Annotated in this window: 11 protein-coding genes; 7 read left to right on the plus strand and 4 right to left on the minus strand. The window is 71.2% G+C overall.

What is annotated here, in order from left to right; translation table 11 throughout:
• The coding region (locus DEI84_RS08715; protein WP_110890601.1) for an ABC transporter substrate-binding protein at nt 1-1,645 on the minus strand (1,645 nt) is incomplete at its 3' end.
• A 31-nt stretch (nt 1,646-1,676) separates the two neighbouring features.
• Between DEI84_RS08715 and DEI84_RS08720 the strand changes: the two genes are divergently transcribed.
• On the plus strand, nt 1,677-2,276 hold the full coding sequence (locus DEI84_RS08720) for a TetR/AcrR family transcriptional regulator (protein WP_110890522.1): 600 nt from the start codon (nt 1,677-1,679) through the stop codon (nt 2,274-2,276).
• A gap of 420 nt (nt 2,277-2,696) precedes the next feature.
• Nucleotides 2,697-3,329, plus strand: coding sequence for a hypothetical protein (locus tag DEI84_RS08725; protein WP_181420396.1), 633 nt, complete (start codon nt 2,697-2,699; stop codon nt 3,327-3,329).
• Between the two features lie 12 nt (nt 3,330-3,341).
• On the opposite strand, the gene DEI84_RS08730 is transcribed toward DEI84_RS08725, so the two are convergent.
• On the minus strand, nt 3,342-4,409 hold the full coding sequence (locus DEI84_RS08730; protein ID WP_110823824.1) for a cation diffusion facilitator family transporter: 1,068 nt from the start codon (nt 4,407-4,409) through the stop codon (nt 3,342-3,344).
• A gap of 251 nt (nt 4,410-4,660) precedes the next feature.
• On the opposite strand from DEI84_RS08730, the gene ileS reads away from it, so the two are divergent.
• Genes ileS through ndk form a run of 4 tightly spaced genes read left to right on the plus strand, consistent with a single transcriptional unit; the run spans nt 4,661 to nt 10,238 of the window.
• Nucleotides 4,661-7,918 (plus strand): isoleucine--tRNA ligase, encoded by a 3,258-nt coding sequence (gene ileS, locus DEI84_RS08735; RefSeq protein WP_110890525.1) that lies wholly within the window; start codon nt 4,661-4,663, stop codon nt 7,916-7,918.
• Nucleotides 7,915-9,372 carry a folylpolyglutamate synthase/dihydrofolate synthase family protein gene (locus DEI84_RS08740; protein ID WP_110890526.1) on the plus strand — a complete coding sequence of 486 codons (1,458 nt, stop codon included), beginning with the start codon at nt 7,915-7,917 and terminating at the stop codon, nt 9,370-9,372. The genes ileS and DEI84_RS08740 overlap by 4 nt, the downstream gene beginning before the upstream one ends.
• A complete protein-coding gene (locus tag DEI84_RS08745; protein ID WP_110823827.1) occupies nt 9,369-9,785 on the plus strand; it encodes a DUF4233 domain-containing protein in 417 nt (138 codons plus the stop codon). The genes DEI84_RS08740 and DEI84_RS08745 overlap by 4 nt, the downstream gene beginning before the upstream one ends.
• Before the next feature lie 33 nt (nt 9,786-9,818).
• Entirely contained in the window at nt 9,819-10,238 is a 420-nt protein-coding gene (gene ndk, locus DEI84_RS08750) for a nucleoside-diphosphate kinase (RefSeq protein ID WP_110823828.1), read from the plus strand.
• Nucleotides 10,239-10,336: 98 nt separating this feature from the next.
• Here the strand turns inward: ndk and DEI84_RS08755 are convergent, their stop codons facing one another.
• Both DEI84_RS08755 and DEI84_RS08760 read right to left on the minus strand, forming a co-directional pair.
• Nucleotides 10,337-11,203 carry a thioredoxin domain-containing protein gene (locus DEI84_RS08755; RefSeq protein ID WP_110823829.1) on the minus strand — a complete coding sequence of 289 codons (867 nt, stop codon included), beginning with the start codon at nt 11,201-11,203 and terminating at the stop codon, nt 10,337-10,339.
• Nucleotides 11,204-11,303: 100 nt separating this feature from the next.
• Complete coding sequence (locus DEI84_RS08760; protein ID WP_110890527.1) at nt 11,304-11,909, minus strand: vitamin K epoxide reductase family protein; 606 nt, start codon at nt 11,907-11,909, stop codon at nt 11,304-11,306.
• Between the two features lie 324 nt (nt 11,910-12,233).
• Between DEI84_RS08760 and DEI84_RS08765 the strand changes: the two genes are divergently transcribed.
• Nucleotides 12,234-15,395, plus strand: coding sequence for an Rne/Rng family ribonuclease (locus DEI84_RS08765; protein ID WP_110890528.1), 3,162 nt, complete (start codon nt 12,234-12,236; stop codon nt 15,393-15,395).

The following is a 15,395-nucleotide window of genomic DNA, read 5'->3' on the forward strand; positions in this document are numbered from 1 at the left end:
CGACCCACGCCGTGCCGAACCACGGCGTCGAGACCGACGTGGTCGAGATGCCGTGGACGGCCGAGCGGTACAGGAAGTTGTTCTGCTGGTCGTAGAGCGGCAGGACCGTCCGGCTCTCGAGGATCGTCCGCTGTGCCTGCTCGACCAGGTCCGCTCGCTCGTTCGCGTCCGAGGTCTGCGACGCCTTCTCGAGCAACTCGTCGAGGGCCGGGTCGTCGAGCTGCGCGAGGTTCGCGAAGTAGCCCGACGGTGCCGGGGTGATCGAGGCGGAGTCGTACAGGATGCGGAGGACGTCCGGGCCGACCTTCGTGTACGGGGCGCTGACGACGTCGTACTGGTTCTCCGCGAGTGCCGCGTACCAGCTCGACAGGTCGAGTTCCTGCAGCCGGACCTCGATGCCGACCTCGGCCTCGGACGCCTGGATCTGCTGGAACAGGCTGCGCTCGGCGGGGACGGACTGGTTCGTCGACACCGGGAACGTGACGGTCAGGGTCTTCCCGTCCTTCTCGCGGACGCCGTCGCTGTTGGTCTTCCAGCCGGCCTCGTCGAGCAGACGCTTCGCCTCGGCCGGGTCGTACGCGAACAACGACTCGTCCGAGTACGACGTCGGCTCGACGCTCGACAGCACGGAGTACGAGCGCTTCGCGGTGCCGAGGAAGAGCGACCGCAGGCCCGGGTCGATCTCGGCCGCTGCGATGAACGCCTCGCGGACGGACTCGTCGCGGAAGACGCCGTGGCCCGAGTTCAACTCGAGACGGTTCGACGCACCCGGGCGGGGAGCGTCGAGGTCGCGGATGCTGCCCTTCGCCGAGGCTGCCTTGAGCTGGTCGGGCTGGGCGTTGTCGATGACGTCGACCTGGCCGGACTGCAGGGCCGCGTACCGCGAGGTCGAGTCGGGCAGGAACCGCCAGGTGAGTCCGTCCAGGCGCGGCTCGGTGGACGACCCGGCGAGCGGCGTGTACGCCGTGTTCCGTTCGAGCGTGACGCGGTCGCCGTGCTTCCACCCGGTGACCGCGAAGGGGCCGGTGCCGACAGGGGACTCGCAGTTCGTCGCCTGCTTCCGCTGGAGCGCCTTCGGGGACTCCATGCCGACCCACGGCTGCGAGAACGACTCGAGCAGTGCGGCGTCGGGACGGCTGAGGGACAGCGTCACCGTGTGGTCGTCGGTGGCGGTCGCCTTCTCGATCGACTGCAGGGCGAGGTACCCGGTGCTCGAGGCCGTGGCCGGGTCCTGCACGTGCTCGATGTTCGCGACCACGGCCGCGGCGTCGAAGGGGGTGCCGTCGGTGAAGGTGACGTCGTCGCGGAGCGTGAACGTGAGGGTCTTCCCGTCGTCGCTCGTCGTCCACATCTCGGCGAGCTCGGGCGTCGGCCGGCCGTCGTCGTCGAGCCCGACCAGTTCCTCGATGTACTGCGTCGCCAGCAGCGCCTGGGGGTAGTTGCCGCCGACGTGCGGGTCCAGGCAGGTCGGCTCGGCGTCGCCGGAGGCGTAGGTGAGCGTGCCGCCGCTGACGGGCGTGCTGCTGTCCCCGGCGGCACCGTCGCCGGAGCACGCGGTGACGGCCAGGAGGATCGTGGCCGCGCCGGCGACGCCGGTCACGATGCGCCGCAGCGCCGGGCTTTTCTGTACTGGGTCCAAGATCATGGCTGGCCGAGTCTAGCGCTTTACTGGAGGCATGGACGAACCGATCCGCCGCGGTGGGCGACCGCGCCGCTCGAGCGCCGAGGTGCTCGCGGACGCCGCCGCCGAGCTCTTCCTGGAGCAGGGCTACGGACGGACCACGGTGGACCAGATCGCCGCCCGTGCCGGGGTGAGTCGGGCCACCTTCTTCAACTACTTCACCGCCAAGTCCGACGTCATGTGGCTCGACCTCGACGCAGCGGTCGCTGACCTGCCGCAGCACCTGGCGTCCTCGACCGAGTCGAGCGCCGTCCGTGCCGTCGAGGAGGCCCTGCTCGCCGCCGCCCGGGCGCACGACCCGGAGCGCGTGCCCTGGGCGATCGCGCAGGCCGAGGTGATGGACGTCGGCGACGGACTCGTCGCGAGCGTCGCCACCCGGGTGACCGCGCAGCACCAGGCGGTCGCGTCCTTCGTCGCCGGTCGGACCGGGGAGCACGCGGGGTCGCTGTGGCCGCAGACCGTGGCGGGCGCGATGCTCGGTGCCGCCGCCGCGGCGTTCGGGGTGTGGGTGCGGGACGGCGTCGCGCGACGGCCGCTCGTCGAGTACGTCGGCGCCGCGCTGACGCCCGTGGTCGTGGGGCTCGACGCGCGCTGACGGCGCCGGTCTGGCCGCACCGGTCCGCTGTCGCCGGTCCGGCGTGCCGGAACGAGGTGCCGGTCCGGCACGGCCGGGTCGAGGCCGCAGGCGGCAGACGGCAGGCGGTAGGCCGACCCTGTCCGGGCCGCGCCGGAGCACCGGTCTGCCCGCCCCGGTCCGCTGGTAGGTTCGGGATGCGCCGTCCGAGGGGGACGGCCACCGACATCAGGGGGACCCGTGTCCGACACACCCGATCAGCAGCGGTCGTCGTCCGGACCGGGTCCGGATCCGGACCACACCGGAGGGCCGGACGGTCTGTCGGACCGTGGGCAGGGCCTCCCGGCCGACCAGGGCCAGGTGCCCCCGGCACCGCAGTGGACCGGCGGACGGGACGCGCGCACCGGGGCTCCGCAGGAATCGGCGCCCCCGGCGCCGCAGGTGCCCGGGCAGCAGCAGGTCCCCGGCGGCCCGCAGCAGGTCCCCGGGCAGCAGTACCCGGCCGGCCCGCAGCAGGTCCCCGGGCAGCAGTACCCGGCCGGCCCGCAGCAGGTCCCCGGGCAGCAGTACCCGGGCGGCCCGCAGCAGCCCTGGCAGGGTCCGGGCGCCCCGGTCGCGCAGCCCGGCGGCGCCGCCGCGTTCGGGACCCAGCCCCCGCAGCAGTCCCGGGGTCGCCGAGCGCTCGTCACCATCGCGGGCATCCTGGCGTTCGTCATCGCCGCCGCGCTGGTCCGCTGGGGCTTCGCCTCGTTCGGTGGTCCGTCCAAGCAGGAGCTCGTCGACGAGGGTGTCGCCAAGATCTCCGAGCAGACCACGTTCCCGCGGCAGGTCGACGAGATCACGACGTGGACCGGGGTCGAGGCCGAGGACGAGGCCATCCACTACCGCTACCGGGTGGACGCCGACCCGGCCGCCGTCTCCGAACGCACGATCCGTGACTCGGTGCTGTCGAACCTCTGCTCGACGGACGCGACCCGCGACATCCTCGAGGAGGACATCGCGATGCGGTACTCCTACGTCTTCACCGGCTCCGACCAGACCGTCGACCTGGAGTTCACGAACGACGACTGCTGACCGTCCCGGGGGTCAGGCGCGGAGCGTGCCGGCGCCGCCGGACGCCACGTCCTCGACCGTGCCGTCCCGGACCACGTCCGGGATGTCGTCGCTCGTCGGCCGCAGGACCGGGGCGCCCGGCACGGACAGCGTGAGCACCGCCTCCTCGACGTACTGGCTCTGCTCCAGCGAGTCCTCGATCCGGCGGAGCCGAGCGGCCACGTGCTCCTCGGTGTCGTTGCCGACGAGGTCGACCGCGGCGACGAGGTAGACGCGGGACGGTCCGACGAACTCGAGGTGCAGGTAGCTCACGCTCTCCACCTGCTCCCGGGCGAGCAGCTCGACGAGCACGGCGTTCTCGAGCTCCGGGGACGTGCTCTCCCCGAGCAGGAACCGGCGGTTGCGGTCGATGAGGACGATCGCGACCACCCCGAGCAGCAGCCCGACGGCGATGGACCCGATCGCGTCGAACACGGCGAGCCCGGTGACCTGGTGCAGGAAGACCCCGAGGAACGCGATGACCAGGCCGACCAGGGCGGCGGCGTCCTCGGCGAACACGGCCCGGAGCGTCGGGTTCGAGGACTGCAGCACGTGGCGGAGGACCGGGACCCGTCGCTTCGTCGCGGCGCCGCGGGCCTGCCGGAACGCCTGCAGGAAGCTCGTGCCCTCGAGACAGAACGACACCGCGAGCACGATGTAGTTGAGGGTGACGTCCTCGGCCGGGCCGGTGTCCCCGAGCTCGCCGATGCCGTGCGTGATGGAGACGATCGCGCCCGCGGTGAAGAGCCCGAACGCGGCGAACATCGACCAGATGTACGTCTCACGGCCGTACCCGAGCGGGTGTCTCGCGTCGCGCTTCCGGGCACCCCGCCGTTCCGCGACGAGCAGGAACACCTCGTTGCCGGTGTCCGCCCACGAGTGCGCGGCTTCGGCGACCATCGACGCCGAGCCCGACACGAGGGCGGCGACCGACTTCGCGATCGCGACGAGCAGGTTCGCCCCGAAGGCGATGAGGACGGTGAGCAGCGACTCGGGCTTCTGCTGCGAGGACGAGGCGTCCGGAGCGGTCTCCGGGGCCTCGGGGGACGACGACGAGGGCATCGCTCCAGCATGCTCCCGTCCGGTAGAGTCGGTCCCACAGGCATCGATCCGGCCATCACCGGGGAGCCTCCCGGAAGAACACGGCACCGACGGGGTCGTCACTAGAACCGGGCGGGTTCGGGACCGACACCACCCCGACGCAGAGTGGTCACGAGCAGGCGTTGCGCGCCGGTCCGTGGCAAGCGAGGTGGTACCGCGGAGCGCAGGCTCCGTCCTCGTGGTCCAGTTCCACCGACCTCCAGGAGCCTCCCGTGCGGTACCCGCTGAACTCCGAACCCGACGGCGTGACCCCGTCCCCGTCCTTCCCCTCGGTCGAGGACGGCATCCTCGCCTTCTGGAAGGGCGACGACACCTTCCGTGCCTCCATCGCCCAGCGCGAGGGCTGCGACGAGTGGACCTTCTACGACGGCCCGCCGTTCGCCAACGGCCTGCCGCACTACGGCCACCTGCTGACCGGGTACGCGAAGGACGTCTTCCCGCGCTACCAGACCATGCGTGGCAAGCAGGTGCACCGCCGCTTCGGGTGGGACACCCACGGTCTGCCCGCCGAGCTCGAGGCGATGCGGCAGCTCGGCATCACCGAGAAGCACGAGATCGACGCCATGGGCATCGACGTCTTCAACGCAGCCGCCAAGCGATCCGTCCTGCAGTACACCGACGAGTGGCAGCAGTACGTCACCCGCCAGGCGCGCTGGGTCGACTTCGAGGACGACTACAAGACGCTCGACGTCACGTACATGGAGAGCGTCCTCTGGGCGTGGAAGACGCTGTGGGACAAGGGCCTGGCGTACGAGGGCTTCCGGGTCCTGCCGTACTGCTGGAACGACCAGACCCCGCTGTCGAACCACGAGCTCCGCATGGACGACGACGTCTACAAGATGCGTCAGGACCAGTCCGTCACGGTCGCGTTCCCGCTGACCGGTGCGCGTGCGGAGGAGCTCGGGCTGACCGGCGTCCGCGCCCTCGCCTGGACGACCACCCCCTGGACGCTGCCGACCAACGCCGCGCTCGCGGTCGGTCCGGCGATCGCGTACGCGGTCCTGCCGGCCGGGCCGGGAGGCGCGGCTGACGGTGGCGCCACCGGTTCCGCGACGTACCTGCTCGCGTCCGACACGGTCGCCGCGCACGCGAAGGACCTCGGCTACGCCTCGGCGGAGGAGGCCGTCGACGCCGTCAGCCGGACGATCGAGGGCCGGGAGCTCGACGGCGTCACCTACGAGCGCCTGTTCGACTTCCTGTCGGAGACCGAGGGCATGGAGAACGGCTGGAAGGTCCTCGTCGCCGAGTACGTCGAGACGGGCGAGGGCACCGGCATCGTGCACCAGGCCCCGGCCTACGGTGCCGACGACCAGGAGGTCTGCGCGGCCGCGGGCATCCCCGTGGTGCTCTCCCTCGACGAGGGCGGCCTGTTCACGTCGCAGTTCGGCGAGGTCGCCGGCATGCTCTGGTCCGACGCGAACAAGCCGCTGACGAAGGCCGTCCGCGACGCCGGCCGGCTCCTCCGCCAGGCGTCGTACGAGCACAGCTACCCGCACTGCTGGCGCTGCCGCAAGCCCCTCATCTACAAGGCCGTCTCGTCGTGGTTCGTCCGCGTCACCGAGTTCCGCGACCGCATGGGCGAGCTCAACCAGGACATCACCTGGGTGCCGGACAACGTGAAGGACGGCCAGTTCGGCAAGTGGGTCGGCAACGCCATCGACTGGTCGGTCTCCCGCAACCGCTACTTCGGTACGCCCATCCCGGTGTGGGTCTCCGACGACCCGGAGTACCCGCGTCAGGACGTCTACGGCTCGCTCGAGGAGATCGAGCGCGACTTCGGCCGCCTGCCCCGCAACGCCGAGGGCGAGGTCGACCTGCACCGGCCGTTCATCGACGAGCTGACGCGGCCGAACCCGGACGACCCCACGGGGCGGTCGACCATGCGCCGGATCACCGACGTGTTCGACGTCTGGTTCGACTCCGGGTCGATGCCGTACGCGCAGGTGCACTACCCGTTCGAGAACCGGGAGTGGTTCGACACCCACAGCCCGGCGGACTTCATCGTGGAGTACATCGGGCAGACCCGCGGCTGGTTCTACGTCATGCACGCGCTGTCGACCGCGCTGTTCGACCGCCCGGCGTTCACGAACGTGATCAGTCACGGCATCGTGCTCGGGTCCGACGGGCAGAAGATGTCGAAGAGCCTGCGGAACTACCCGGACGTGTCCGAGGTGTTCCACCGCGACGGCGCCGACGCGATGCGCTGGTTCCTCATGTCGTCGTCGGTGATCCGCGGCGGCAACCTCGTCGTCACCGAGGAGGGCATCCGACAGGGCGTCCGCGAGTTCCTCCTGCCGCTGTGGTCGACGTATTACTTCTTCACCCTCTACGCGAACGCCTCCGGCGATCAGGGGTACCGAGCCACCCGCAGCACCGCGAGCACCGACGTGCTCGACCGGTACCTCCTCGCGAAGACCCGCGTGCTCGTCGCCGACGTCACGACGCACCTCGACGCGCTCGACACCCCGCTGGCCGCGCAGGCGATCCGCGACTTCGCCGACGTGCTCACCAACTGGTACGTCCGGCGGTCGCGGGACAAGTTCTGGGCCGGCGCGGAGTCCTCCCCGGAGGCCCGTGCCGCGTTCGACACGCTGTTCACGGTCCTCGAGACGCTCGCCCGGGTGGCGGCGCCGCTGGCACCGCTCGTGACCGAGGAGGTCTGGAAGGGCCTGACCGGTGACCGCAGCGTGCACCTGACCGACTGGCCGTCGCCCGACGAGTTCCCCGCCGACGACGCCCTGGTCGCGGCCATGGACCGCGTGCGGGACGTCGCGTCGAAGGGCCTCGCGCTCCGCAAGGCGACCGGCAAGCGCGTCCGTCTGCCCCTCGCCACGCTGACGCTCGTCGTGCCGGACACCGCGGCCGTCGAGCCGTTCGCGGACATCCTCCGCGACGAGCTCAACGTCAAGCGCGTCGTGCTCGAGCAGCAGGCCGAGGAGTCCCTGGCGCAGTACGGCATCGAGCGGAAGCTCACCGTCAACGCCCGCGCTGCCGGCCCCCGCATCGGCAAGGCCGTGCAGCAGGTCATCCCGGCCGCCAAACGGGGCGACTGGACCGCGACCGAGACCGGCGTGACCGTCGGCGGCATCGACCTCGTCGAGGGCGAGTTCACGCTCGACCTCACCGTGGCCGACACGTCCAAGGCCGTGGCGTTCCTCGACGGCGGCGGGTTCGTCGTCCTCGACACCGTCACCACGCCGGAGCTCGAAGCCGAGGGCATCGCCCGCGACGTCGTCCGTGCCGTGCAGCAGGCCCGACGCGACGCCGGTCTCGACGTCGGTGACCGCATCGTCCTGACGCTCCGTGCGGACGAGACGGCAGCAGCCGCGATCGGCGTGCACGAGACGCTCATCGCGAACGAGACCCTCGCCGGCGGAGTACAGGTCGTGCCCACGACGTTCGGTCAGGACGAGGACACCGTCGCGGTCGGCGACGGAGCGAAGGTGACCGTGGAGGTCCAGCGCGCATGAGCGACAGCAACGAGTACGAGGTCCCCGCGGAGGACGCAGACGGGATCGAGATCCCCGTCGGTCCGGCGGGCGACACCGCTTCCGGCGAGGAACTGCCGTACGGCGGGGACGACGACGAGGTCCGGCGGGTCGAAGCGGCGCTCATGGCCCGGATCGGGGAGCAGGCACCCGAACGGCGTCTGACCGCGACCCGTCGTGCCGTCGAGCTCCTGGGCGACCCGCACCTGGCGTACCCGGTCATCCACATCACCGGGACGAACGGCAAGACGTCGACCGCCCGGATGACCGAGAGCATCGTCCGCGCCCACGGGCTCCGCACCGGACTCATGACCAGCCCGCACCTCGTCTCGATCCGGGAGCGCATCGTCATCGACGGCGAGCCCATCGAGCCGAGCCGGTTCGTCGAGAACTGGGACGACATCACCCCGATCCTCGAGATGACCGACGCCGAGCTCACCGCGAAGGGTGAGCAGCCGCTGACGTTCTTCGAGGCGCTGACCGTGCTGGCGCTCGCGTGCTTCGCCGAGGCACCCGTCGACGTGGCCGTGATCGAGGTCGGCATGGGCGGCGAGTGGGACTCCACCAACGTCGTGCAGAGCCAGGTGCAGGTGTTCACCCCGATCGCCATCGACCACGCGAAGCAGCTCGGCAGCACCGTCGCCGAGATCGCCCGGACGAAGTCGGGCATCGTCAAGCCGTCCTCGTCCGTGGTCACGAGCGCGCAGACGCCCGAGGCCCTCGCGGAGCTCGAGCGCGCGGCCGAACTCACCGAGTCGGCCCTCGCGGTGGAGGGGTCGGCGTTCCGGGTCACGAGCGACACCCCGGCCGTCGGCGGGCAGCTCGTCAGCGTGCAGGGCATCGCGGGCGCGTACGACGACCTGTTCGTGCCGCTGTTCGGCGCGCACCAGGCGCACAACGCGGCCGTCGCGATCGCCGCGGTCGAGTCGTTCCTCGGCCGCGGCAGCCAGGCCCTCGACGAGGACGTCCTCAGCGAGGGCCTCGCGAACGCGACGAGCCCGGGCCGCCTGCAGCCGATCGCGACCGGGCCGACCGTCGTGGTCGACGCCGCGCACAACCCGCACGGTGCCAAAGCCCTCGCCGACGCGCTGCCGGTGGCGTTCCCGTCGGAGCACGTCGTCGGCGTCGTCGGGATCCTCCGCGACAAGGACGCCCGCGGGTTCGTCCGTGCGCTCAAGGACACCGTCGCGACCTTCGTCGTGACGCAGCCGCCGGGGGAGCGTGCACTGGACGCGGACGAGTTCGCCCGGGTCGTCGTCGACGAGGTCGGCAACGACCGGGTCGTCGTCGAGCCGTCGCTCGCCGGCGCCCTGCAGGAGGCCCGTGACCTGGCCGACGACGCGGACGCCGAGGACGCCATGGTCCTCGTCGCCGGGTCGATCGTCATGGTGGGCGCGGTCATGGACCTGGTGCACCGGGAAGGCGGGACGAAGTGACGGACGCAGGGCGTGCCTCCCGGCCGCCGCGTGCACCCCGGGTCCGACGCCCGCGTCGTGACCGTGGTGCCCGCGAGAGCCTGCTCTCGATCACGCTGGGCCTCGAGGCGTTCATGTTCTTCTTCCCGATGCTCGTCGTCTACGGCAAGCACACGCTGCCGGCCGCCGTCGCCTTCGGCGGGGGCATCGCGGCGATCATCGTGCTCCTCCTCGCGTCCCGGATGACCGGTTCCCGGGCCGGTGTAGGGTTCGGATGGCTGCTGCAGGCGGCCATCCTCGCCACCGGGTTCATCGAGCCCTTCATGGTCGTGGTGGGCCTGGTGTTCCTGGCGTTGTGGGTCTTCTGCTTCGTCAAGGGCGGTCAGCTCGACCGGCAGAACGCCGCCCGTCGCGCCGCACTCGGCGAGGACTGATCCATCCCACCTCGAACCGCAGGGAGTCCCGCTGTGTCCGAACTCGAAGAGACCCTCGTCCTCGTCAAGCCCGACGGCGTCGCCCGCCAGCTCACCGGTGAGATCCTCCGCCGGATCGAGGCGAAGGGCTACGAGATCGTCGACCTGAAGATGCTGACCGCGCCGCGCGAGCTGCTCGACAGCCACTACGAGGAGCACCAGGGCAAGCCGTTCTTCGAGCCGCTCGTGGAGTTCATGCAGTCCGGCCCGCTCGTCGCCGTGCGCGTCGCGGGGAACGGCGTCATCGCCGGTTTCCGCTCGCTCGCCGGCACCACCGACCCGACCTCGGCCGCCCCCGGCACCATCCGCGGTGACCTCGGTCGCGACTGGGGTCTCAAGGTCCAGCAGAACCTCGTGCACGGCTCCGACTCGGCCGAGTCCGCCGCCCGCGAGCTCGGGCTCTGGTTCGCCTGATCCGACTGACCCGTCCCGGTCCGACGGTGTCCGACCGGGACGACGACGGCCCCCGCACTCCTCGGAGTGCGGGGGCCGTCCTCGTACCGGCGCTCGGGTTACTTCGCGGACGCGCCGTTCGCCTCGACGAAGGCGGCGAACGCCTGGGCGTCGGCCCACGAGTTCGTGCCCTGGCCGTTGTACTGCTTGCCGTTGACGATGACGGTCGGGGTGCCCGTCAGCTTCGGCAGGTCGGAGTTCGGGAGCGGCTCGGTGAGCGCGCGGTTCGTGGCGTCGGCGACCCAGCCCGCGAACTCCTGGTCGGTGATGCAGGACTGCACCTTCTCGTTCGTCGCGCCGGCCTGCTTCGCGATGTCGGCCAGCTTGTCGTTGCTCAGCCCGCGGGTGTTCTCCGACGGCTGGTTCTCGTAGAACGCGCTGTTGACGTCGAGGAAGGCCTCCGGGTCGTAGTTCGCGACGCAGGCCGCGGCGGCGGCGGAGCGGGTCGAGTACTTCGAACCGAGCGAGGCGCGGTCGAGCAGGTTGAACGGGTGCACCTCGAGCGTGGCCGTGCCGTCCTGGACCCACTGCTTGATCTGGTCCATGTTCCCGGTCTCGAACTGGTTGCAGATCGGGCACATGTAGTCCTCGTACACGGTGATGTTCGTGACCGAGTCGTCCTGCTTCGTCGGCGTCGGCTCCCCGCCCTCGGGGATGGCCTTCGTCTCGACGGGCACGATCTTGCCGCTCTCGCCGGTGAGGACGATGCCGTCGCTCGCCATGTTCTTCGGGCCCGGGCCGACGGGCTGGATCGAGTTCGCGATCACGAGCACGACGACCGCGACGACCGCGAGCGACCCGACGATGATCGCGCTGATCGTCAGCGTCTTGTTCCGACGCCGGCGGGCCTGCTCCTTCTGGCGGGCCTCGCGGGCACGCTCGCGCGCAGCGTTCCGGCGCGCCTTCTTGCTCTCGTTGTCGCTCATCGGGAACGAGCGTAATGCCCGCGGGCGTCGGGACCGGGCCCTGGCGCTGGGAAGCACCCCGGAATCCGGTGACACGTCATCTCTTCGACCGCTGCGGGCGTCAGAGCGTCGTCAGCACCGTCGGGAACTTCACGAGGATCACCACGACGATGAACAGGTAGTTCGCCAGCGGGAACGCCCAGCAGAAGGGCAGCAGCGCGCGTCCGACACGACGGGCGCCGTTGCCGAAGGGCAGGTTCCCCTTCGCGAGGTTCCAGATCGTCAACACCCAGAACATCGGGATCGTCATCGCCCAGACGAGCATGCACCAGGGGCAGAGGTAGCCGATGAACCAGACGGTCTGCGTGAACAGCCAGGTGACGAAGACCCAGGCCAGGAACACGCCGGCGTTGAAGACCGTCCAGAACCACCTCGTCCCGCGGAAGCCCGCGAGGAGCACCACGCCGACGGCGATCGGGGCGACGAACCCCATGAGCCCGAGCAGCGGGTTCGGGAACCCGAACAGGTGCCCCTGAGCGCTGGCCATGACGTTCGAGCAGTTCACGAACGGGCTGACGTCGCAGGACAGGACGGCCTTCGGGTTCTCGTACTTCTCGAACTCGTCGAGGACCAGTCGGAACGCCGCGTACAGCCCGACCACGCCGGTGACGAGCAGCAGGATCGCGACGGCGACGGGGCGGCGGGGAGCGACAGGCGTGGAACTCACGGCGTCATCTTCGCACGGGGCTCCCGGCGTTCTCCGTGACCGCGTGCGATGATGGGGGAGTCACCCGGCCGATCCGGGCGACGACGAGAACTTGCCGGGCCACCGCCCGGACGTGATGGTGCTGTGAGAGAGCACCGTGACCGGACGACGCGTCACCTCCGACGCCGAGCCGCCGTGAGCCGGGTGCCCACGACGACGGACGCGGAGAAGACGGACCGGTCACGCAACAGCAGCGAGCGCGGGGGCGGAGTCGCCGCCCGCACCGAAACGAGAGAATTCCCGCCACCCACCGGGTGCGTGCGGGGTCGAGGAGTGCACCAGTCCATGGTGGATCAGAACGAGAACCAGAACCAGAACACCGACGACGCGCCGAAGCGCCGGACCCGCCTCTTCGGCGGCCGTCGCGCCCGGTCGGGCGGCCCGGAGGCCCACGAGCCGTCCGACGTCGCAGCGGACGCCGTCGACACGGACGCCGTCGACACGGACGGTCCCGACGCCGCGGCTGACGACATCGCGGAGACGGCCGACATCGCCGAGACGGTCGACGTCGTCGACGGCGCGGACGTCATCGACACCGCCGACGTGACGGACACGGCCGAGGCGGACGTCGAGCAGACGTCCGAGGCCGACGAGCTCGTGCTCGACACCGCCACCGGTCCCGTGCCCGTCGCGGTCGACACGTCCTCGGGTGCGGGCACCGCGCCCGACGACGTCAGCACCCTCACCGGGGACGCCACCGTCGCGGACACGGCCGGCACCGCTGCGCAGGACGAGACGGCTGCGCAGGACGAGACGGCCGCGCAGGACGAGACCGCCGGCCAGGACGACACGGTGGCCGGTCCGGACGGGACCGGTTCCGCACCGACCGCCGGCGCGGGGGACGCGGGCGACGAGGCGGACGCGGAGCGGGCCTCCCGTCCGGACCGGACCGGCGAGACGGCCGAGCCGGCGCCCGCCGAGCCGTTCGTCCCGAAGGCCACGAGCACGCTCAGCCTGATCTTCCACGCCCCGGTGTTGCCCGACCTGCCGGCCCGCCCCGAGCGCGACCGCTCGGGCCGCGACCGGTACGAGCGCAGTGAGCGTCCGGAGCGCGGCGGCCGCGGTGACCGCCACGACCGCGCGGACCGTTTCGACCGCGACGACCGGGACGACCGCCCCGAGCGGACGGAACGCCCGGACCGGAGCGACCGCTGGGACGACGAGGACCGTGACGAGCAGGGTGGCGGCCGTCGTCGCACCCGCCGCCGGGGGAGCAGCAGCGACCGCGAGCAGGCCGAACCCCGCCGCCGCGAGCCGGAGCTCATCACCGAGCCGCAGCGCATCAAGGGCTCGACCCGCCTCGAGGCGAAGAAGCAGCGTCGTCGCGACGGCCGTGACGCCGGGCGCCGCCGCCAGGTCGTGACCGAGGACGAGTTCCTCGCCCGTCGCGAGAGCGTCGACCGGCAGATGATCGTCCGGTCGAGCTCCTCCACGATCGAGATCGGCGTGCTCGAGGACAACGTCCTCGCGGAGCACTACGTCACGAAGTCGCAGAACGTCTCGCTCATCGGGAACGTCTACCTCGGCAAGGTGCAGAACGTCCTGCCGTCGATGGAGGCCGCCTTCGTCGACATCGGCCGCGGCCGCAACGCCGTGCTCTACGCCGGCGAGGTCGACTGGAACTCGGTCGACACCAGCCACGGTCGTCGCATCGAGGCCGCCCTCAAGCCGGGCGACAAGGTCCTCGTGCAGGTGACGAAGGACCCGGTCGGCCACAAGGGCGCCCGCCTCACCAGCCAGGTGTCGCTGCCGGGCCGCTACCTGGTCTACGTGCCGAACGGCTCGATGAACGGGATCTCCCGCAAGCTGCCGGACACCGAGCGTGCCCGTCTCAAGAAGATCCTCAAGGAGGTCCTGCCCGAGCACGCCGGCGTCATCGTGCGCACCGCCGCCGAGGGTGCGACCGAAGACCAGCTGACCCGCGACGTGCAGCGCCTCACCAGCCAGTGGGAGGCCATCGAGAAGAAGGTGCAGAACGGGCAGGCCCCGGTCATGCTGCACTCCGAGCCCGACCTGCTCGTCAAGATCGTGCGCGACGTCTTCAACGAGGACTTCACGAAGCTCATCATCGACGGCGAGTCCGCCCGCCAGACGATCGACGAGTACCTCACCGCCGTGGCGCCGGACCTCAAGGACCGCGTCGAGCTCTACGACGGGCCGGACTCGTTCGAGGAGTACCGGCTCAACGAGCAGATCGAGAAGGCGCTCGACCGCAAGGTCTGGCTGCCCTCCGGTGGGTCGCTCGTGATCGACCGCACCGAGGCCATGACGGTCGTGGACGTCAACACGGGCAAGTTCGTCGGCTCCGGGGGCAACCTCGAGGAGACGGTCACGAAGAACAACCTCGAGGCCGCCGAGGAGATCGTCCGTCAGCTCCGCCTGCGCGACATCGGCGGGATCATCGTCGTGGACTTCATCGACATGGTGCTCGAGGAGAACCGCGACCTGGTCCTCCGTCGCCTCGTCGAGTGCCTGAGCCGCGACCGGACGAAGCACCAGGTGGCGGAGGTCACCTCGCTCGGCCTCGTGCAGATGACCCGCAAGAAGATCGGCGTGGGCCTGCGCGAGTCGCTCGACGAGGTGAACGCGAAGGTCAACGACAACAACGCCGACCCCGGTCCGACCAAGGGTCGCCGCAAGGCGCGCAGCGGCAACGGCAACGGGTCGAACGGCGGCAACGCCACGACCGAGCAGAAGTCGTCGGCACACCAGATCACCGACGACGTGAAGCACGCGCTGTCCCGGATCGCGGCGTCCACCATCACGCACGACGAGTCCGGTGCGCCGCTGACCGGCATCGCCGCGACGGTGTCGCCGGCGTCCCCGGTGTCGGTCGCGTCGCCGACCTCGCCGGTCGCCCCCGCGGCGGAGACGCCGGCCGAGTCGACGGGCGGGTCGAAGCGGCGCCGTCGTCGCGGGAGCCGAGCCGGGGACCTGCAGCAGGCACCGGCGCAGCAGGCTCCGGTCGCCGAGCAGGCGTCGACGCTGGAGACGCCCGCGCCCGAGGCCGTCCTGCCCGGCACGACGGCCGGCGCCGACACGACCGACACGCAGCCGGAGGTCCCGGCCCCCGCGGAGCAGCCCGTCGCGCCGGCACCGGTCGCGCAGCAGCCCGCCGTGTCCGAGCCGGCTCCCCAGGCCGCACCGAAGGAACGCCCCGCGGGTCGTCGTCGGGTCAGCTCGTCGGCCGCGATCACGCCGGCCGACACCACGGTCGCCATCCTCGACATCCCGGTCGGGGTCGCCAAGCGTGAGCCGCGACGGGTGAGCGAGGAGGCCGCGGAGTCGCTGCTCGACTCGGTGCTGCAGGCGCTCCCGGAGCCGAAGCAGCCCGGTCAGGGTCGTTCCCGCTCGCGTCGCGTGTCCTCGGGCAGCATCAGCGCACCGGCCAGCCCCGCCGGGACCGACGGCACCGAGGACGACGGCACCGTCATCGTCGGACGGTGA

It is taken from the genome of Curtobacterium sp. MCBD17_023, from assembly GCF_003224415.1.
Taxonomy (GTDB): Bacteria; Actinomycetota; Actinomycetes; order Actinomycetales; family Microbacteriaceae; genus Curtobacterium.

Excerpts from the sequence above, each read along its gene's own strand:
- DEI84_RS08755 (WP_110823829.1), bottom strand. The coding sequence starts at position 11,203 with ATGAGCGACAACGAGAGCAAGAAGGCGCGCCGGAACGCTGCGCGCGAG.
- DEI84_RS08720 (WP_110890522.1), top strand. The coding sequence starts at position 1,677 with ATGGACGAACCGATCCGCCGCGGTGGGCGACCGCGCCGCTCGAGCGCC.
- DEI84_RS08765 (WP_110890528.1), top strand. The coding sequence starts at position 12,234 with ATGGTGGATCAGAACGAGAACCAGAACCAGAACACCGACGACGCGCCG.
- DEI84_RS08730 (WP_110823824.1), bottom strand. The coding sequence starts at position 4,409 with ATGCCCTCGTCGTCGTCCCCCGAGGCCCCGGAGACCGCTCCGGACGCC.
- DEI84_RS08740 (WP_110890526.1), top strand. The coding sequence starts at position 7,915 with ATGAGCGACAGCAACGAGTACGAGGTCCCCGCGGAGGACGCAGACGGG.